Origin of the sequence: Reyranella sp., assembly GCF_004297265.1 — a bacterium.
GTDB lineage: Bacteria > Pseudomonadota > Alphaproteobacteria > Reyranellales > Reyranellaceae > Reyranella.
Window position 1 is genome coordinate 47,884 of record NZ_SCUT01000054.1, and the last position, 18,424, is coordinate 66,307.

The window sequence follows — 18,424 nt, forward strand, 5'->3', positions numbered from 1 at the left end:
AGCGCCGTCTTACTTGAGTGCCATGTCGATGAGGCGCACGGTCGCCGCGGGCAGGTCGAGCCCGAGGGCGGCGGTGTGGCCGGTCGCATCCATCTTGCGCAACGTCTTCCTCAGGATGTCGGCGAGCTTGGCGTCGTCGTAGTCTTTGTGCTCGGCGACGAATTCGTCGAGGTAGTGCTGGACGAAGACGACGGCCACGACGTTCTCGAGAGCCTGGCTCTCGGGGTCGCGCTTGAGCTGTTCCTTGCGGATGATCTTGACGACCTGCGCGATCTCGCCGTCCGGGTATCCGTGGCGGCGCAGGATGGCAGAGGTGAGCGCCGCGTGATGATCCCGGCAGGCGGCTCGCCAGGCGTTGTAGCCTTCACGGCCGAGCGGAAATTCCTTCCTGGCGATTTGCCAGCGGCAGATGTGCTGGGCACGCGCGGCGATGCGCAGGGCTTCCGATGCTTCCGGATAGAGCCTCGACAGGCAGTCCGACATCCGCTCCGAATAGACGACCTCGCGCGGACGTGGCGTGCCGGCGACCAGGTCGCGCCGAGGGTCCTGCGCATTGGCGGCGTCGATCTCCGCGATGACGGCCTGGAAGCGGGGCGAAAGGGAAGTCACCACACCCTCATAGGTTCGTCTGGCGACCGGGCAAAGAGGCAATCGACGGCTGAGTGTGCCCAATAAGTAGCCAGGCCGATCGCCGGCGATTTCCCGGTCGCTGCGCAGGGGCGTCTGGCACCTGTGTTTCCCAACCTCCCCGGTTTGGCACGGTTCATGCTCTGTACTCGGTGAGGCAATGAAGCCTCTTCAATGGGCGTCCAATGGCGGGCGCCTCCGGCAAAGCTGCCAACGGCTATTCGTCCCCTTCCGCGGGGCGTGGGCCTGTTGGGCAGCTTTTTTGTTTTGGGGGGTCCGCCAGAAGCATGACTGAAAAGCTCGTCATCATCGGAAACGGCATGGCGCCCGGGCGCATGCTGGAGCACCTGCTGGAGGCCTCACCCGGTCGCTACCAGGTGACGATCTTCAACGCCGAACCGAGGGTCAACTACGATCGCATCATGCTCTCGCCCGTGCTGTCGGGCGAGAAGGATTTCGAACAGATCATCATCCACGGCGACGGCTGGTATGTCCGCAACGGCATCACCCTCTACAAGGGCCACAGGATCGAGGCGATCGACCGCGCCGCGAAGACCGTGACGTCCTCGGGCGGCGTGACCGAGAGTTACGACAGGCTCGTCATCGCCACGGGCTCCAATCCGCTCATCATCCCCGTGCCTGGCCACGACTTCGCGGGCGTGCTCACCTACCGCGACCTCGACGACGTGAATGCGATGCTGCTGGCGGCCCAGTCGCGTGCCAAGGCGGTCGTGATCGGCGGCGGCCTGCTCGGCCTCGAAGCCGCGGCCGGACTTCAGTCGCGAGGCATGGACGTCACGGTCGTGCATCTGATGCCGACCCTGATGGAACGGCAACTCGATCCCGCTGCGGGCTACCTGTTGCAGAAGGCGCTCGAGGAGCGGGGCATCGAGGTCCTCACCTCGGCCAACACGAAGGCGATCCTGGGCGACGGCAGGGTCGAGGGTGTCGAACTCGCCGACGGAAGAGTCATCCCGGCGACGCTGGTCGTCATGGCGGCCGGCATCCGCCCGAACGTCGCGCTCGCGAAGAGCGCGGGCCTCACGATCGGCCGCGGTATCGTCGTGGATCACTCCATGCGGACGTCCGATCCCGGTATCCTGGCGCTCGGGGAATGCGCGGAGGTTGGCGGCCATGTCTATGGCCTGGTGGCGCCGCTCTACGAGATGGCGCGTACCGCGGCGGCCCATCTCGCCGGCGACGACGCGGCCCGCTTCGTGCACATCGACACGCCGACCAAGCTCAAGGTCACCGGCATCGACGTCTATTCGTCGGGCGATTTCGCCGACGGGGACGACCGTGAGGAGATCGTCCTGCGCGACGCCTCGGCCGGCGTCTACAAGCGCCTCATCCTGAAGGACGACAGGATCATCGGGACGGTACTGTTCGGCGAAGTCGCCGACGGCGCGTGGTTCAACGACCTCAAGAAGAAGTCGGCGAACATCTCCGAGATGCGCGACACGCTGATCTACGGGCCGGCTTTCCAGGGCGGCGGTAGGGCCGATCCCTCGGCGGCCGTCGCGGCGCTGCCGGACGATGCCGAGATCTGCGGCTGCAACGGCATCTGCAAGGGCAGGATCACGGACGCCATCAAGACGAAGGGACTGACCACGCTCGACGACGTGCGCGCACACACCAAGGCCTCGGCCTCGTGCGGCACCTGCACGGGCTTGGTCGAGCAGCTGATGGAGCTGACCCTGGGCGACGCCTTCGATCGGAGCGCCGTCCAGCCGATGTGCACCTGCACGACGCTGGGCCACGACGACGTGCGCCGGCTGATCGTCGCGAGATCGCTGAAGACGATGCCGGCGGTGATGCAGGAACTCGAGTGGAAGACCTCGTGCGGCTGCGCCAAGTGTCGTCCGGCGCTCAACTACTACCTGGTCTGCGACTGGCCCAACGAATATGCCGACGACTATCAGTCGCGCTTCATCAACGAGCGCGTCCACGCCAACATCCAGAAGGACGGCACCTTCTCGGTGGTGCCGCGCATGTGGGGCGGCGTCACCAGTTCGACGGAGCTTCGGGCGATCGCCGACGTCGTCGACAAGTTCGCCATCCCGACCGTCAAGGTGACGGGCGGCCAACGCATCGACATGCTGGGTGTCCGCAAGGAAGACCTGCCTGCCGTATGGGCCGATCTGGGCAAAGCGGGCTTCGTCTCGGGGCATGCCTATGCCAAGGGGCTGCGGACGGTGAAGACCTGCGTCGGCACGGACTGGTGCCGGTTCGGCACGCAGGACTCGACCGGCCTCGGCATCCGTATCGAGAAGTTCATGTGGGGTTCGTGGACGCCGGCAAAGGTCAAGATGGCGGTCTCGGGGTGTCCGAGGAACTGTGCCGAAGCCACCTGCAAGGACGTGGGCGTGATCTGCGTCGACTCGGGCTATGAAATCCATTTCGCCGGCGCCGCCGGCCTCGACATCAAGGGCACGGAGATCCTGGGTCAGGTGAGGACCGAAGACGAGGCGCTCGAGCACATCGCGGCGCTGGTCCAGATGTATCGCGAGCAGGCCCGCTATCTCGAGCGCATCTACAAATGGGCCAAGCGCATCGGCCTCGACGAGATCAGGCGCCAGATCGTACAGGATGCCGGGAGACGCCGCGCCTACTTCGACCGCTTCGTCTTCTCGCAGAAGTTCGCCCAGGTCGATCCATGGTCAGAGCGCGTCTCCGGCAAGGACAAGCACGAGTTCCGGCCGATGGCGACGGTCGGCTTCGCGGAGGCGGCCGAGTGATGACCATGAGATGGATCGAAATCGGCACCATCGACGACGTGCCGAGCCGGGGGGCGCGCTGCGTGAACACGCCGGAGGGCCGGATCGCGGTGTTCCGCACGGCCGAGGGCCAGGTCTTCGCCATCGAGGACCATTGTCCGCACAAGGGTGGGCCGCTCTCGCAGGGCATCGTGCACGGCACGTCCGTGACCTGCCCGTTGCACAATTGGGTGATCTCGTTCGAGACAGGCAAGGCGCTCGGCGCCGACGAAGGCACGGTCAGGACGGTGCCGGCGAGGGTGGAAGGCGGGCGCCTTTTCATCGCGCTGGGGGCAGCGGCGGAACAAGCGGCGTGAAAATCCCCAGCCGGGCATTTTCGCCCCGCGCCGCAGCAAGCATCGCCCTGACATGTGTCGTTTTGGCGCGACCGGCCCCTTTTGCCTGCCCGGCCGGTCATTGCAGAGCCTGTGACCAGGGTGTAACTCGCATTCCCAGACCATCAGGGAGTTGTTTATGAAAAGACGTGTCCTGCTGACGGCCGTTGCTGCCATGGGCGTTGCCGCCATGCCGCTCGGGGCCATGGCGCAGACCTACCCGACGAAGCCGATCACGGTCATCGTGCCGTTCGCGGCCGGTGGGCCGACCGATGCCCTGGCCCGCGTGCTCACGGCCCGCATGGGCGAGGCGCTCGGCCAGACGATGATCGTCGAGAATGTCGGCGGCGCCGGCGGCACGATCGGCGTCAACAAGGCCGCCAAGGCGACGCCCGACGGTTACACGATCCTGTTCACGCACATGGGCACCCTGGCGGTGAACATCGCGCTCTACAAGACGCTGCCCTACGACAGCCAGAAGGACCTCGAGCCGGTCGGCCTCGGCGGCACGAACCCGATGGTGCTGGTCACCAAGAAGGACCTGCCGGCGAAAGATTTCAAGGAGTTCGAGGCCTATGTGAAGGCCAACCAGAAGAAGGCGCAGTACGGCATGGCCGGCATCGGCGCCGCCTCGCATCTCGGCGGCCTCATGCTGAACAGCATGATGAAGGTCGACGTGCTGGAGATTCCCTACAAGGGGACCGGTCCGGCCCTGAACGACCTGGTGAGCGGGCAGTTCGACTACATGGTCGACCAGGCGGTGAACGTGCTGCCGCAGATCAACGCCGGCACCATCAAGGCACTGGGCGTCAGCACGCTGAAGCGCCTGCCGCAGCTGCCGAACGTCCCGACGATCGACGAGTCGGGCCTCAAGGGCTACGAGGTGACGATCTGGAACGGCTTCTTCGTCGCCAAGAATACCCCGAAGAACGTCATCGACACGCTGAACAAGGCGTTGGTCACAGCGCTCAGCGACGAGAAGGTGCGCGCGCGCCTGACCGAGCAGGCGGTCGAACTGCCCGAGCCGAAGGACGCGACACCCGAGGCGCTGCGTGCCCAGCTCAAGGCCTCGATCGACAAGTGGGTACCCGCCATCAAGGCCGCCGGCGTCCAGCCGCAGTAACGATTTCGACAATCGCCGAGGGAGGGCCGCCCATCGAGGCGGCCCTTTTCGTTTCTACAGGATGCCCAGCGCGTCGAAGGAAATATCGACGGCCCGCCGCGTGTCGCCGCTCTCGTCGCGCAGCGCCAATAGAAGGGTGCGTGCCGGCCAGTCGATCTCGACCACGCCGAAGTTGGCGGCGGCGAAGAGCGCGCCGAGGCGGTTGGGGCCAGGCTCCTTGGCTGCCCAGTACACCATGTTGAGGCCGCTCGATGTGGCCTCGTACAGCGGATAGAGGCCATCGGGCACCTCGCGATAGAGAGCACCGATGTGGCGGTCGCCGGACAGCAGAACGACACCCTTGGCACCGCTGGTGCGGATCGTGTCGACGAGCTTCTGTCTTTCGAGCGGGAAATTCCCCCAGCGCTCCCAGCCGTGGCCCTCGGCGAGGACCTGCGTGCTCGACACGATCAGGCGCAGCTCGGCTGGCTTGCGCAGTTCTCCGGCCAGCCACGCCCATTGCTCGGACCCCAGCATCGTCTTTGCCGGATCGGGGTCGGGCAGGTAGCGCTGCTTGCCCGGCGCGCCGCGCTGGTCCGTGATCCTGAGCGGCGAGCGGAACCAGCGCACGTCAAGCAGGATCACCTGCACTCTCTGTCCCGGCGGGCCGACGACCCGGGAATCGTAGATGCCGCCGCGCGTGCGGCGAATGTCGTTTGCCGGCACCTTCCAGAAATCGAGGAACAGCTCCTTCGCCACCATCTTGTGGGCAAACTCAGCGCCGCCGTCGTTGACGCCGTAATCGTGGTCGTCCCAGACGGCAAGATGCGGCACCGTCTCGCGCAGCTTCGCGTAACCCGCGATGTGCGCCGCTTCCGCGTAGGCGCCCTTCAGATCCGCTGCATCCGGCGAATGGAAGTCGCCATAAACATTGTCGCCGGCGAAGATGAAGAGGTCCGGCCGGTAGGCGAGGATGGGCTCCCAGATCGGCTGTGGAAGCGTCTGCTTGGCGCAGGAGCCGAAGGCGATACGCGACAGCGGCTTCCCGGACTGCGCCCGGGACGCGGCGGGTGCCAGCGAGGCGGCGCCCGCGAGTCGGGCGAACGTGCGGCGAGTGAACATGGTAAACACCATAATGACATTTTGTGTGGTTTGGATGGCGGCAGCATGAAGCGCCATTTGAAACGTGCCCTGGAACTGATCCTGATGCCCCTGGCGGCGGCCGTCGTCTTCTTCGAAGACGTGCTGCTGCATTATCTGGGCGTCGCCATGGCGGCCTTCGCCAAGTGGCCGCCGGTTGCCCGGCTTGAAGCCTGGTTCGCGCGTCTTCCGCCCTGGGGTGCCTTGGTCGCCTTCGTTGCGCCTTCCGCGCTGGTGTTGCCGATCAAGCTGGCGGCCTTCGGCTTCGCCCTGCACGGAAAGTTCGCGCTGGCGACGGCCAGCATCCTGATCGGCAAGATGCTGGCGACCGCGCTGGTCGCCCGCCTCTACAAGATCCTGCGGCCGACGCTGATCACGATGCCATGGTTCCTCGCCTCCGAGACCTGGCTCTTCAGATGGCGTGACAGGCTCTATGCCTTCGTACGGTCCCTGCCGGTGTGGCAGAAGACGAAGGCCATGGTGCAGCGCCTGCGCCGCTGGCTGTCGGGCCTGGTGGCGGGCCTGTTGGCGCGTTAGGCCGACTTTTCAGACGCCAGGCCAAGGCGGACCAGCACGCTTCCGCTCTCCGGCTCGCGCCTTTTGTGACCGCCCGCTCTTGCGTTAGGTTCGTAGTGAATTTCACGGGAGTCGCATGGCCATGCCGGAAGTCGTCCCCAACAAAGCCGCCCTGGGCGCGCGCATCGAGGGACTCGATCGCGCGTCGGCGAACGAGCCGGCAGTGGCCGCGATGCTGAACCGGGCGCTCGCGGAGCATCTGCTGGTGGTGATTCCGGGGGATCCGATGACGCCGGAACAGACGCGCGAATTCTCGAAGGCATTCGGCGTGCCGCAAAGGCAGTTGCTGCGATACAAGCGCAGCGGCGCGGTGCCCGACGTGTCGGTCATGGTGAGCACGCTGATGGCCGACGGTACGACCGACAAGACGGCCATCCGCGCGGAAGACTGGCACACTGACGATTCCTACTTCGCAGTGCCCGCCAAGGCGACCCTGCTGCACAGCATCGAGATTCCGAGCCATGGCGGAGCCACCTGGTTCTGCAACATGCACTCGGTGTTCGAAGCCCTGCCGGAGGCGACGCGCAAGCGTATCGACGGCCTGAAGGCCATCCACGGCTACGACACGCCGCGCGCGCGCAACCGGCCCTCGGTGCGGACGCCGGAGGAGATCGCCGAGACGCCGGATGTCGAGCATCCGCTGGTGCGGACGCATCCGGAGACCGGCCGCAAGGCGCTCTACCTCAACCCGAACCGGCTGGATCGCATCGTGGGGCTGGAGCGGGCGGAAAGCGACGCCCTGCTCGACGAACTTGCCGACGAGGCGCGCAAGCCGCAGCACCATCACGGCCATGTCTGGACCCAAGGTGACATCGTGGTCTGGGACAACCGCGCCACCATGCACCGCGTCGTCATCGACTACCCGGTGGGCGAGAGGCGGATCATGCATCGCGTGCTGATCGAGGGCGACCGGCCATACTGATGGACGAACCCGCCCCATCACGCCGACCCTCCCTGCGGTCGGGGCTGGTCCTCGCCGTGCTGACGGTCGTGATCTGTCTGCTGGGGGCGGAGATGGCGCTGCGGCTGCGCACGTCGGCCAGCCTCCTGTGGCACTATCCGAACTTCATTCAGCTCGATCTTCGATCGGACGAATCGAAACGGCCGCAGCTCCGCTACGACCGCGAGCTGGGCTGGGATCTGCAGCCCGGCGCGTCCGGCCTTCTCGCGGGCAAGCCGATCTCGATCTCGGCCGACGGCATGCGACACCATTCTCCCGGCGCACGAGCCGACAGCGGCCCGACGATCCTCGCATTGGGCGATTCCTATACGGAAGGGTTCGCGGTCGCCGATGACGAGACCTGGCCCGCCCATCTCGAACGCCATACCGGCCGGCGTGTCCTGGCTGGCGGCGTGCGCGACTACGGGCTGGATCAGATGATCCTCAAGGCCGAACGCCTGGTGCCGACCCTGAAGCCCGGTACCGTCGTGCTGGCCTTCATCGCCTCCGACATCGACCGTACCGGGCGCGCGGCCCGGAACATGCGACACAAGCCCTATTTCGTCGCGGCCGGGGAGGGGCTCGAACTCCGCAACGTTCCTGTGCCCACGACGCCGGTGGCCGGTCCGGACACGCTGCCGCGCCGCGTGCTGGGCCATTCCTATCTCCTTCACTTCACCATGGGCCGGCTGGGCGCCCATGAGCTCTGGCATGGCGATACGATCCACACGGGGGAAGACAGCGATCTGATCTCCTGTCGTCTGATGGCCCGGTTCGCAGCTTTGGTGCAGCGGGAGAGCATCCAGGCCCTGGTGGTCGCGTTTCCCCGCTATGAAGACTGGGCCTGGCCGGAGAGTGGGAAAACGCAGCATCGGCGTGTCGCCACTGTCCTCGACTGCGCGATCAATGCCGGGTTGAAGACGCTCGACACCTACGACCTATTCGCAAAGGAGGGCGTGGCGCAGGACCCCGAAGCCTTCTTCGTCGACTGGCACTTCAACGATAAAGCCAATGCGCTGGCCGCGCGGATGATCGCGCCGGCTTTCTAGAGCGTCCTGACGATCGTACGGTATCGGGGTGCGGGGATCGGGCCTGGATATCGCCTCTAGCGTTGTCTGCTGAGGAATCCGATCATCTCGACCTGCGCGTCATGGCGGCTCTCCGAAGAGATCAGTGCATGATCCATGCGCGGTACGATGCGTATTTCTGCGCCGGGATAGCGGGTCAGTGCGTCGGGCTCGAGGGTGAATTCGCGCCTGAACATTTCGAGGTCCACCTTCGCCGGCGAGAACAGGAAGAGCGTCTCGACACGGCGCTCGCAGAGTTCCGACAGGGACGATTGGGCGAACGAAAGCTTGCGGATGAGGCCGAGCGCCCGTCCGATCCGCCGGCTCCCCAGCCGCGCAGAACGCAGCCCGCGGACCCAGAGCGAATGCAGGGTTCTGCCGATGTCGACCCGTCCCTCGAGGAGCGTGCGCCAGCTCTGCAGGCTGGACACCTTGCGGAAGTAGAACAGGGGCGTCCGCTGGCGGTGGTGGAGGTAGGTGATTTCGTCCGGCCGTTGGGGCAGGCTGAAGAGCGGCTGGTTGACCAGCATCAGGGCGCCGATGCGACGCTCGACCAGCGCTGCATGGAAGGCGTGATAGGCCCCGGAGCAGATGCCCTGAACGGTGAACTTGCGGAAGCCGCGCTTCTCGAGAGCCTCGATCATCGCTCGAATGTCGGCACTGCGGTCGGTGAACGCATGGCTGATGATGTTCTCCGTTCCAGGTGGGCCGAGACTGTCTCCAAGGCCGGCAAAGTCCGCGCGCAACGATGAAAGACCGGAGCGGGCGAGACGACGGGCGAATTCCACACCCTGTCGCGCCGCTCCATATCGGGGGTCGCGGCCGCCATTCACGATGATCACGACGTGCCGGGAGGGGCCCGTCTCGGGGTTGCAGACGATACCGAACAGCCGCTGGCCCGAGCCGAAGCGCAGTGTCGTCTCGATGCAGCCGCCCGGCCGCAAGGTGGCTTCGGCAGGCAAGGCGGATTGAGGATGGGCCGCCGCCGTCGCATCCCTTGCCAGGGGGAAGGCTGTGGTCACCCAGGCGATGACGTCGCGAAAGGTAGGGAGCTTGACGGCATCGAAGGTCGGATGCCCGACCAGGGAATCGAGATCGCTGCTCCAGCCCCCCACCGTCACCTCGACGCCGGCCTGTCGCCAGGACTCCAGGCATTCGTCGACCGGCCTGGTTCCCGCGCGGGAGAACACGGCAACCTTCCGGGTGGCGCCCATCGTGGTCCGGCGCAGATCCGTGCCGGTAATCTGGGCGATCGTCGTGGCGCTGAAGTTGAATTCACCGACTTCGATGCCGCCGCCAGACGGCAGGACGCGGCCGCCATGCAGCTCCGCATCGAGCATCAACTCGCGGGCATAGGACCGGCCGCTCACCGTAGGCTCGAACAGAAGCAGCCCGTCAATATCGTTACGGTGCGAGGCAGACAGGGTTGCCAGCATGGCGCCGGCCCGCATGCCGCAGATCAAAAGCTTCCGGGCGCCGCTCACGGACTTCAGCCAGTCGGCGGTCGTCCCGATGCTTTCCTGCCAGGCCGCCCAATGGCCGTCCGGCCGTTCGATCGCCCGGTCGCAGGAATCGCCGGTACCCGGATACTGCAAACGAACGGTCCAGTAGCCTGCGCCTGCCAGCTCGTCCGCCAGGACCCTGAGGGCGCAATAGGCCACCAGTTCGTCCCCGAGCAAACCGGGACAAATCAGAACCGCTACGTCGTTACGACGAGCGTCGACAGGCGTGTGAAGCCATCCGAAGCAGTCGTTAACCGCAATCGGCGTCATACCTTCCCTATACAGCCCACGCGCGCCTTCGGGAGTGTCCCACCACCCCCGGAAGCGCCTGCAAATTGATTTGTCCCCAAGGGCAGAATAGCCTAAACGGCAGGAATTGCTTGCGAATTTTCGATTCCGATAGTTGGAGTGTTCGGTGTCCTCGCCGCTGAAGGTTCGCATTCGAACTGTGCTGAAAAATGCCGGATCCCTGCAGAATGGTGTGGATGCCCTTCCGGACGATGCCGACCTTCATGCGGCCGGCCTGACCTCGCATGCCACCGTGAGCCTCATGCTGGCCCTGGAGGAGATGTTCGACATCGAGTTCCCGGACCGGCTGCTGGGTCGCCTGACATTTTCCAGCATCGATGCCATCGCCCGGGCACTCATCGAGATCGGTGTGCAGGACGAGGCGGCATGAGCCCGTGGCTCGCCGCGGCGCGCGCGGTCGGAGCTGAAATCGCCGCGCGGCATGCCGACGATGTCGACCTGCGGGCTCGTTTCCCGGCCGAGGCCGTGACGGGCCTGAGGGACCGCCAGTTGCTTGGCCTTCTGGTGCCCTCGACAGAGGGGGGAGCCGGCGCCGGCATCGCCGACGTGGTGTCGATCTGCCACGAGCTGGGGCGGTATTGCGCCTCTACGGCCATGGTCTACGCGATGCACCAGATCCAGGTCGCGTGCATCGTCCGGCATGCCGGGCACAATCCCTGGCAGCGCGCTTTCCTCCGACGGCTGGCGGACGGACAGCTCCTTCTCGCCTCGGCGACGTCGGAAGCGGGTGCGGCCGGCGATGTGCGGTCGAGCATCTGTGCACTGGACGAGAAGCGCGGACGCTTCACGCTGGTCAAGCAGGCGCCGGTGATCTCCTACGGCGAGGAAAGCGATGCGATCCTGGTGACGGCCCGGCGGACAGCGCAATCGCCACCCTCGGATCAGGTGATCGTCGTCGTGCCGAGGAGCGGCGTCGAACTGCAGCCCCAGGAAACCTGGAACACCCTGGGCATGCGCGGCACATGCTCAAGGGGGTATCGCCTGACGGCGGAAGGCGAGATGAGTCAGGTCATTCCGGTGCCCTACGCGGATGTGTCCGCGCAGACGATGCTTCCGGTCTCCCATCTCGTCTGGGGTGCCCTGTGGCTCGGCATCGCAACCGATGCGCTGGGCCGTGCGCGGGCCTTCGTTCGTGCCGAGGCGAAGAAGAGGCCGGGCGAGACGCCGCTGGGCGCCGCCCGATTGGCCGTCGCCGTGAACGAGTTGCAGACCATGAAGAGCAATCTCCTTGCCTGCCTGCGCCTGTACGAGGCGGCGATCGGGTCGGTGGACGGACCCTCGGCGATTTCTCTTGCCGTTGCGATGAACAACCTGAAGCTCGGCAGCTCGCAATCGGTGGTGAAGATCGTCGGCGAGGCGATGCTGATCTGCGGCCTGGCCGGCTATCGCAACGATTCACCCTTCAGCCTGGGACGCCATCTGCGCGATGCCCACTCGGCGGCCGTGATGGTGAGCAACGACCGCATCAGCGCGAACAATGCGACGCTCGCTCTGGCCCTGCGGGACGATCTGGAGCCGCTGGCGTGAAGGACCTCGTCTCCGCCGCCTACGAGGCGTTCCGGGACGAGCTGCTGGGCCATGGTCTGCTGATCTCCATGGGAGTCGATGGGCTTTATGGGCGGAGCGGGACCTTCGAGCATGTCGTGGAGCGCCTGAACGCGGCGATCAGTGGGGTCGGTGATCCGGACGGCCCCGAGGTCATGCGCTTTCCGCCGGGACTGGGCCGCCTGCAGCTCGAAAAGAGCGGCTATGTCCGGAACTTCCCGCACCTGGCGGGCACCGTAGCCAGTTTCGCGGGCTCCGATCACGACCATGCTGCGCTTCTCGGCAGGCTGTCGAAAGGCGAGGACTGGACGGACATGCAGCGGCCGACCGAGGTCGCCCTGACACCTGCCGCCTGCTATGGCGTCTACCCGACGATCGCGTCGCGGGGACCGCTTGCCGCCACCGGCGCCCTGGTCGATGTCTACACCTGGTGCTTCCGTCACGAGCCGTCCATCGACCCGGCGCGCATGCAGATGTTCCGGCAACGCGAGCATGTCCGCATCGGCACGCGGGAACAGGTCTCGTCGTTTCGCACGCTATGGCTCGACCGGGCGCAGGCACTCGTCGGGTCGCTGGAATTGCCCGCGACAATCGAAGTGGCGAGCGATCCGTTTTTCGGCAGGGCCGGCAAGCTCCTTTCGGCGAGCCAGCGCGAGGAGAGCCTCAAGTTCGAGCTTCTGGTACCGATCGTCGCCGAGGCGCCACGTACGGCCTGTGTCAGTTTCAACGACCATCGCGACCTGTTCGGCCGGGCCTGGGCCATCCAAACGGAAACGGGAGAGACGGCTCATACGGCCTGCGTCGGCTTCGGTGTCGAGCGATTGACGCTCGCCTTGTTCCGTCACCACGGCTTCATCGTCGCAGACTGGCCGGACCGTGTGCGTCATGTCCTCGGCCTCTGACGCGGTCGATCTCCTGGGCCTCAGTCCGGCGACGTGGAGGCCGAGCGCGCTTCACGGTGGCGATCGGGTCTGGCCTGAGACCAATTGCTACGTCGACCTGTGGGTGGAGCTTCTGCCGGCCCTCGGCCATTCGGTCGAAGCGGCGCTTCCGTTTACGGTGCTGCAGGACTTCGAGGGCGACCAGTTCACCTTTTTCAAGTTTCCGCTGGAGGACCTGCAGGCGCTGTTCGGCCTCTCCGTGCAGGAGCTTGCGATCTACGAATCGGTCGAAGCCCAGGCGATGGCGCAGCTTCGCCGCGGGCGGCCCGTGCTGGTCGAGGTCGACGCTTTCTGGCTGCCCGATGCCGGCGAGGCGTATCGCAAGGCACATGTGAAGACGAGCGTGGCCGTCATGGCGCTCGATCCGGCGAGGCGACGCTTCGGATACTTCCACGGCGCGGGCTACCACGAGCTGGCGGACGAGGATTATGATGGGCTGTTCCGCCGGCCGACGGTCCTGTTTCCCTATGCCGAGTTCGTGAAGCGCGACGGCAAGGCGCTCGGTGGTACGGCATTGCTCGAGGCTTCGCTCGCGCTCCTGCGTGGACATCTGAAGCGCCGGCCGCGCAGCAATCCGATAGAGGCCTGGCGCGTCGCGCTGCCATCGCATCTCGAGCGGCTGGCTTCCCGTGACATGGCTTACTTCCACCTCTACGCCTTCAACGTGCCGCGCCAGCTCGGCGCCAATTTCGAGATGCTCGGCACCTATCTGCAATGGCTCGGGACCAACGGCGTGGGCGGCCTTGCCGAAGCTGCCGCCGCCGGCCGGCGTATCGCCGAGGCCGCCAAGGCGGTGCAATTCCAGCTGGCACGCATGGTCCATCGCCGCAAGTTCGACGCCGATGCCGTGCGGTTGCAGCCACTCGAGGATGACTACGATCTCATCTTCGCCGCGCTCGCAGCGCGGTTCGCCTGATGGAGTGGCATCTCGCCTGTACCGCACCCGGGTCGGTGCAGACGCCGGCGGATCTGCCGGCGTTACTGGACTGGATCGCGGCACCGGTGCCTGGGACGGCGGCTCAGGCCCTGCGCGAAGCAGGGCGCTGGACGCTGGAGGATCCGCTCCCCCTGCATGACCAGGATATCTGGTATCGCACCCGCGTCGACGGGAACGGACGCCGCTTGTTGCGCTTCAACGGGCTGGCGACCCTGGCTGAGGTCTGGCTGAACGGACGATCGATCCTCGTCGGCGACAACATGTTCCTCATTCACGAGGTCGAGGTGGACCTCGCGGGTGACAACGAACTCGCGATCGTCTTTCGCTCGCTGGATGTCGAGCTCGCGCGTCGCAAGGGCAGGGCGCGCTGGCGAACCGCGCTTGTCGAGAACAACGCCCTGCGCCAGGTGCGCACCACCTTGCTGGGACATATGACCGGCTGGCAGCCGGCCGTGCACGCCGTGGGACCGTGGCGCGCCGTCGAACTCATCGGGCAAATGGGCGCACCGCATGTGAGGGCGAAGCGGATTCGCGCGACACTCGACGGCGACGATGGTCTGCTGGATGTGTCGCTCGATATCGATAGCAGCGGAACGCGACCGGAGGCCCGGCTGACCGTCGCCGGTATCGACGCGCCGCTCGAATGGACCGGTGAGGGGCAGCTTCGGGGCCGGATGCGCGTCCCGGACGTGGAGAAGTGGTGGCCGCATACGCATGGCACACCCACGCTTCATCGCGTTCGCCTCGTCGTCGGCGACTTCGAGATCGATCTCGGCCAAGTCGGATTCAGGTCGATCGATATCGACGGAGGCGTTGACGGTCGTGGCTTCGCGCTGCGCGTGAACGGACAGCCGATCTTTGCCCGAGGCGCCTGCTGGAGCACGGCGGACCTCGTCACGCTGGCAAGCGATCGCGAGGCGCTGGCACCCTGGCTGCGGCAGGCACGCGACGCGCACATGAACATGATCCGCGTTGGTGGGACGATGGTGTACGAGAGCGACGATTTCTTCGCCTTGTGCGACGAACTCGGCCTCCTCGTGTGGCACGATTTCATGTTCGCCAACATGGACTACCCGATTGCCGATCCGTCGTTCCGCGCGAGCGTCGAGCGGGAGGCGGATCAGTTCCTGGGTCGCGTGCAGGCGCATCCGTCACTCGCCGTCCTGTGCGGCGGCAGCGAGGTCGGCCAGCAGACGGCCATGCTCGGATTGCCGCCGTCGCTCTGGAGCAGTCCGCTGTTCGACGAGATCCTGCCGGGGATTGCCGCGGCCCGGTGCCCCGACGTGGTCTTCGTCGCGCAGTCGCCCAGTGGCGGCGTTCTGCCGTTTCAGGTGGATACGAGGGTGTCGCATTATTACGGCGTCGGCGCCTACAGGCGACCCCTCGAGGACGCGCGGCGAGCCGATGTCCGGTTCGCCGCCGAATGCCTCGCCTTCGCGAACACGCCCGCCGCGTCGACGCCGGCGCGAGCCTCGGACATTGTGCCCCGCGACCGCGGAGCCGAATGGGATTTCACCAGGGTGCGCGACCACTATCTCGCACAGCTCTACGGCGTCGATGCCGCGAAACTGCAGACCGAAGATCCGGTGCACTATCTCAGGCTGTCGCGAGCCCTGTCGGCGGATCTGATGGAGGCCGTCGTCGCCGAATGGCGGCGGCCGGCGTCGCGCTGCGCCGGAGCGCTGGTCTGGATGCTGAAGGACCTGAGCCCGGGCCCGGGCTGGGGGGTCGTGGATTCGAGTGGCATTCCCAAGCTCGCCTGGCACGGGCTGCGGCGGGCCTTTCGGCCGGTACAGGTGGCGCTCACGGACGAGGGCCTGAACGGCCTCGCTGTTCACCTCATCAACGAGACCGCGGCGCCGGTGTCGGCGAAACTGTCATTGCTCTGCCTGCAAGCCGGCGACGTGGTCGTGATGAAGCGGGAATGCGAGCTCACGATGCCGGCGCGTAGCGCGCGAACGATGAGTGCGGCCGAGCTCATCGGGTCGTTCTTCGACATCACCTATGCCTACCGATTCGGTCCGCCGCCGCTCGAGCTCGCGGCCGTTGCTTTGGACGATGCCGGCACCGGCGCTCGCCTCGGCGAAGCCGCCTATTTTCCATTGGGGCGCTCGGCGATCACGCATGATCCGGGCCTGTCGGCGAAACTGGAGCGGGACGGGGAGGGCTGGTCGGTGGTGGTCCAGGCCGACCGCTTCGCGCCCTGCATCCAGATCGAGGCACCGCATCACCATGCCGGGGACGAGGGTTTCCACCTGCTGCCGGGCGAGCAGCGGCGTGTGAAGCTGCTGCCCGCTGCCGGCGCCGGCGAGAAGCCGCCGACCGGCGAGGTTCTGTCCGTGGCGCCGAAGCGGGCGACGAGCTGCCGCTTCGGCTAATGCGGCTTTGCGCAGGCCGGGCCTGACGTCCATGCACCGGTTTTTGCAGCACCCATGACACAACAAGCCCCGGGAATCGCTTCCCGGGACTTTTTTCGATTCGTTCGTTTCGTTTATTTCGTATGTTTCGTTTGTGGCGCCCGGAAAGACGCTAGCAGTGCTAGCGCACCGCGCCCGAGGCACGAAGCGCGTCGATCTCGGCGTCGCTGTATCCGGCGCCGGCAAGGATGGCGTTCGTATGCTCGCCGAGTGTCGGCGCATGCGTTTCCACTTCACGCTCACCGCCCGAGAACTTGTTCGCCCGCCTCGAACGGCGGATGCGCCCTTCGCTGGGATGATCCTCGGGCTGGAAGAAGCCGACGTCGCCGAGATGCGGATCGGTCAGCAGGTCGTCGATCGTGTTGTACCGGGCGGCGGGCACGTCGCATTTGTCGAAGATCTCCAGCCATTCCGCGGTGGTCTTCTGGGCCAGGCCCTCCTTGCGGACGACGAAGTAGGCGGCGGCGTTCTTCGTTCGTGACGCGGCGCTGTCGAAGCGCGGGTCGGTCTTGAATTCGGGGCGGCCGATCGCATCGAAGAAGGCGAAGGCCTGCTGGTTGGTGTTGGGACCGACGGTGATGTAGCCGTCTTTGGTTGGCAAGGGCCGATAGTCGGGACTGAGCAGGCGGTTGTCGCCGGTCGGCCCGACGGGCGGATCGAAGGTGGCGGCGCCGAGATGCTCGCTCGACACGAACGAGGCCATGTTCTCGAGCATGGGCACGTCGATCGCCTCGCCCCGGCCGGTCTTCTCGCGCCGGTACAGAGCGAAGCCGATGCACTGGGCGGCGATCAGCCCGGTCGTGTGATCGCTCATCACCATGGGCACGAAACGCGGCTCGCCGGTGGCGCGCTCGAGCGTGCCGGCGACGCCGGACAGGCTCTGCACGATGGGGTCGTAGGCGGGGCGGTTGTAGTAACGGCCACCGCGTCCGAAGGCGAGGATCGAGCAGTGGATGAGCTTCGGATTTTTCTGCGCCAGGCTTTCATGATCGAGCCCGGCGCGGGCGAGGGCCTCGGGGCGCACGTTGCTCACGAACACGTCGGCCTTCTCGATCAGCCGGTGGAGGGCGGTGAGCCCGTCCGGCTTCTTGATGTCGAGAACGATCGACCGCTTGTTGCGGTTGAAGTTGATGAACTTGCCCGACATGCCGGGATTGCGGCTGCCCTGCGCCATGGTGCGCAGGAGATCGCCGCCCGGCGCCTCGACCTTGATGACCTCGGCGCCGTAGTCGGCCAGGGTGCGCGTGCAGATCGGCCCGACGACCACCGTCGTCAGGTCGACCACCTTCACGCCCGAGAGCGGACCACCGCTCACGCCTGACTCCCTTGGGCGAACTCCAGGTCCATCTCGCCGCACAGCACGCCGTTCTTGTCGGCGGCCCACAGCTTCAGCTTGCCGTCCTTCTGTTCCTCGCCGCGCACCTCGATGAGGTCGCCGACCCACAGCGGATGGACGAGGCGGGCGCTGTAGCCCTTCAACTCGCCCCTGGCATGCTTCAGCGCGGCGTCCACCATCAGGTGCATCGACAGGCCGCCGTTGGAGACGATGGCCGGATAGCCTTCCTCGCTGCGCGTGTAGTCGCCGTCATAGTGGATGCGGTGGGCGTTCCAGGTGATGCCGCCGTAGCGGAAATTGAGCGTGTTGGTGAGCTGGGTCGTCTCGGTCCAGGCCTGGTCGGTGCGCGCCGGGGTGGCCACCGTGGCCGTGGTCTTCTGGCCGGGCGGCACGGCGGGACGGTAGATCGCGTCGAACGTGTCGGAGGCGATGGTCCGGCCGCCTTGTTCGATCGTGTGGCGCATCGTCAGCACGAAGATGTCGCCCGAGCGCCCGGTCTTGGGGACGATGTTCGCCACCTCCGCCTTCTTTACTGCCGGCTCGCCGGCCTTGAGGCGGCCCATGATCTCGACCCGGCGCCCGGCGCCCATGCGGCGCGGCATCGGGATCGGCGGCAGGACGATGCCCTTGTTGGGATGGCCGTCGGGACCCAGCTCGCCCTGGCGGACGGTCTCGGCGAAGAAGACGGTGAACCAGTGCGGCGGCAGCTCCTGGCCGCGCTTGATGCTCTCGGGATCGACGTCGAAGGTCGCGGCGACGCGGCGGACGGCCATCATGCCGATATCGTCCTCGACCGTGCGCACCCGCCCGATCCAGGGACGCAGGGTCTCCATCGCTTCGTCCATCCAGCCCATGTCGGTCTTCCCTCAGAAGTATTGCGGCGTGCATCCTCCA

At 66.3% G+C, this 18,424-nt stretch carries 16 protein-coding genes; 11 read left to right on the plus strand and 5 right to left on the minus strand.

Translation table 11 applies throughout. The annotated features are described in order from the left end of the window. Window positions 1-9: 9 nt before the first annotated feature. Window positions 10-609, minus strand: a complete 600-nt coding sequence (locus EPO41_RS24095; RefSeq protein ID WP_296330934.1) for a DUF4202 domain-containing protein — start codon at window positions 607-609, stop codon at window positions 10-12. 305 nt (window positions 610-914) lie between these two features. Here EPO41_RS24095 and nirB point away from each other — a divergent pair, with 305 nt between their 5' ends. The 3 genes from nirB to EPO41_RS24110 all read left to right on the plus strand — a co-directional run bounded on the left by nirB (window position 915) and on the right by EPO41_RS24110 (window position 4,841). After that, entirely contained in the window at window positions 915-3,365 is a 2,451-nt protein-coding gene (gene nirB / locus EPO41_RS24100; protein WP_296330937.1) for a nitrite reductase large subunit NirB, read from the plus strand. Continuing rightward, on the plus strand, window positions 3,365-3,700 hold the full coding sequence (nirD, locus tag EPO41_RS24105; RefSeq protein WP_296330942.1) for a nitrite reductase small subunit NirD: 336 nt from the start codon (window positions 3,365-3,367) through the stop codon (window positions 3,698-3,700). Before nirB ends, nirD begins: the two co-directional genes overlap by 1 nt. A gap of 157 nt (window positions 3,701-3,857) precedes the next feature. Then, complete coding sequence (locus EPO41_RS24110) at window positions 3,858-4,841, plus strand: tripartite tricarboxylate transporter substrate-binding protein (protein ID WP_296330945.1); 984 nt, start codon at window positions 3,858-3,860, stop codon at window positions 4,839-4,841. A 54-nt stretch (window positions 4,842-4,895) separates the two neighbouring features. Here the strand turns inward: EPO41_RS24110 and EPO41_RS24115 are convergent, their stop codons facing one another. Beyond that, window positions 4,896-5,942, minus strand: a complete 1,047-nt coding sequence (locus tag EPO41_RS24115; RefSeq protein ID WP_296330949.1) for an alkaline phosphatase D family protein — start codon at window positions 5,940-5,942, stop codon at window positions 4,896-4,898. A 45-nt stretch (window positions 5,943-5,987) separates the two neighbouring features. Here EPO41_RS24115 and EPO41_RS24120 point away from each other — a divergent pair, with 45 nt between their 5' ends. The 3 genes from EPO41_RS24120 to EPO41_RS24130 all read left to right on the plus strand — a co-directional run bounded on the left by EPO41_RS24120 (window position 5,988) and on the right by EPO41_RS24130 (window position 8,525). After that, window positions 5,988-6,497, plus strand: a complete 510-nt coding sequence (locus EPO41_RS24120; protein WP_296330953.1) for a hypothetical protein — start codon at window positions 5,988-5,990, stop codon at window positions 6,495-6,497. A 121-nt stretch (window positions 6,498-6,618) separates the two neighbouring features. Then, the gene (locus tag EPO41_RS24125; protein ID WP_296330955.1) at window positions 6,619-7,458 is read left to right on the plus strand and encodes a TauD/TfdA family dioxygenase; all 840 of its coding nucleotides are present in this window, start codon (window positions 6,619-6,621) and stop codon (window positions 7,456-7,458) included. Then, window positions 7,458-8,525, plus strand: coding sequence for a hypothetical protein (locus tag EPO41_RS24130; RefSeq protein ID WP_296330957.1), 1,068 nt, complete (start codon window positions 7,458-7,460; stop codon window positions 8,523-8,525). Before EPO41_RS24125 ends, EPO41_RS24130 begins: the two co-directional genes overlap by 1 nt. A gap of 56 nt (window positions 8,526-8,581) precedes the next feature. On the opposite strand, the gene EPO41_RS24135 is transcribed toward EPO41_RS24130, so the two are convergent. After that, the gene (locus tag EPO41_RS24135; protein ID WP_296330958.1) at window positions 8,582-10,486 is read right to left on the minus strand and encodes a hypothetical protein; all 1,905 of its coding nucleotides are present in this window, start codon (window positions 10,484-10,486) and stop codon (window positions 8,582-8,584) included. On the opposite strand from EPO41_RS24135, the gene EPO41_RS24140 reads away from it, so the two are divergent. The 5 genes from EPO41_RS24140 (at window position 10,473) to EPO41_RS24160 (ending at window position 16,155) form a co-directional block, all read left to right on the plus strand. Continuing rightward, the gene (locus EPO41_RS24140; protein ID WP_296331322.1) at window positions 10,473-10,724 is read left to right on the plus strand and encodes an acyl carrier protein; all 252 of its coding nucleotides are present in this window, start codon (window positions 10,473-10,475) and stop codon (window positions 10,722-10,724) included. The genes EPO41_RS24135 and EPO41_RS24140 overlap by 14 nt on opposite strands. Continuing rightward, entirely contained in the window at window positions 10,721-11,881 is a 1,161-nt protein-coding gene (locus EPO41_RS24145) for an acyl-CoA dehydrogenase family protein (RefSeq protein ID WP_296330960.1), read from the plus strand. The genes EPO41_RS24140 and EPO41_RS24145 overlap by 4 nt, the downstream gene beginning before the upstream one ends. Window positions 11,882-11,949: 68 nt before the next feature. Continuing rightward, window positions 11,950-12,801 (plus strand): amino acid--[acyl-carrier-protein] ligase, encoded by an 852-nt coding sequence (locus tag EPO41_RS24150; RefSeq protein WP_296331325.1) that lies wholly within the window; start codon window positions 11,950-11,952, stop codon window positions 12,799-12,801. Then, window positions 12,785-13,756, plus strand: a complete 972-nt coding sequence (locus tag EPO41_RS24155; RefSeq protein ID WP_296330962.1) for a DUF1839 family protein — start codon at window positions 12,785-12,787, stop codon at window positions 13,754-13,756. Before EPO41_RS24150 ends, EPO41_RS24155 begins: the two co-directional genes overlap by 17 nt. Further along, entirely contained in the window at window positions 13,756-16,155 is a 2,400-nt protein-coding gene (locus tag EPO41_RS24160; RefSeq protein ID WP_296330964.1) for a glycoside hydrolase family 2 protein, read from the plus strand. The genes EPO41_RS24155 and EPO41_RS24160 overlap by 1 nt, the downstream gene beginning before the upstream one ends. A 160-nt stretch (window positions 16,156-16,315) precedes the next feature. On the opposite strand, the gene EPO41_RS24165 is transcribed toward EPO41_RS24160, so the two are convergent. Both EPO41_RS24165 and EPO41_RS24170 read right to left on the minus strand, forming a co-directional pair. Beyond that, entirely contained in the window at window positions 16,316-17,509 is a 1,194-nt protein-coding gene (locus EPO41_RS24165) for a CoA transferase (RefSeq protein WP_296330967.1), read from the minus strand. After that, window positions 17,506-18,384, minus strand: a complete 879-nt coding sequence (locus EPO41_RS24170) for a hypothetical protein (RefSeq protein WP_296330968.1) — start codon at window positions 18,382-18,384, stop codon at window positions 17,506-17,508. Before EPO41_RS24170 ends, EPO41_RS24165 begins: the two co-directional genes overlap by 4 nt. Window positions 18,385-18,424: the final 40 nt, after the last annotated feature.

What these genes read in the sequence shown, in the direction of transcription:
- EPO41_RS24125 (WP_296330955.1), top strand. Translation starts at nt 6,619, where the DNA reads ATGCCGGAAGTCGTCCCCAACAAAGCCGCCCTGGGCGCGCGCATCGAG.
- EPO41_RS24120 (WP_296330953.1), top strand. Translation starts at nt 5,988, where the DNA reads ATGAAGCGCCATTTGAAACGTGCCCTGGAACTGATCCTGATGCCCCTG.
- nirD (WP_296330942.1), top strand. Translation starts at nt 3,365, where the DNA reads ATGACCATGAGATGGATCGAAATCGGCACCATCGACGACGTGCCGAGC.
- EPO41_RS24135 (WP_296330958.1), bottom strand. Translation starts at nt 10,486, where the DNA reads ATGCGAACCTTCAGCGGCGAGGACACCGAACACTCCAACTATCGGAAT.
- EPO41_RS24170 (WP_296330968.1), bottom strand. Translation starts at nt 18,384, where the DNA reads ATGGGCTGGATGGACGAAGCGATGGAGACCCTGCGTCCCTGGATCGGG.
- nirB (WP_296330937.1), top strand. Translation starts at nt 915, where the DNA reads ATGACTGAAAAGCTCGTCATCATCGGAAACGGCATGGCGCCCGGGCGC.
- EPO41_RS24150 (WP_296331325.1), top strand. Translation starts at nt 11,950, where the DNA reads ATGGGAGTCGATGGGCTTTATGGGCGGAGCGGGACCTTCGAGCATGTC.
- EPO41_RS24160 (WP_296330964.1), top strand. Translation starts at nt 13,756, where the DNA reads ATGGAGTGGCATCTCGCCTGTACCGCACCCGGGTCGGTGCAGACGCCG.
- EPO41_RS24130 (WP_296330957.1), top strand. Translation starts at nt 7,458, where the DNA reads ATGGACGAACCCGCCCCATCACGCCGACCCTCCCTGCGGTCGGGGCTG.
- EPO41_RS24115 (WP_296330949.1), bottom strand. Translation starts at nt 5,942, where the DNA reads ATGTTCACTCGCCGCACGTTCGCCCGACTCGCGGGCGCCGCCTCGCTG.
- EPO41_RS24155 (WP_296330962.1), top strand. Translation starts at nt 12,785, where the DNA reads ATGTCCTCGGCCTCTGACGCGGTCGATCTCCTGGGCCTCAGTCCGGCG.
- EPO41_RS24145 (WP_296330960.1), top strand. Translation starts at nt 10,721, where the DNA reads ATGAGCCCGTGGCTCGCCGCGGCGCGCGCGGTCGGAGCTGAAATCGCC.
- EPO41_RS24110 (WP_296330945.1), top strand. Translation starts at nt 3,858, where the DNA reads ATGAAAAGACGTGTCCTGCTGACGGCCGTTGCTGCCATGGGCGTTGCC.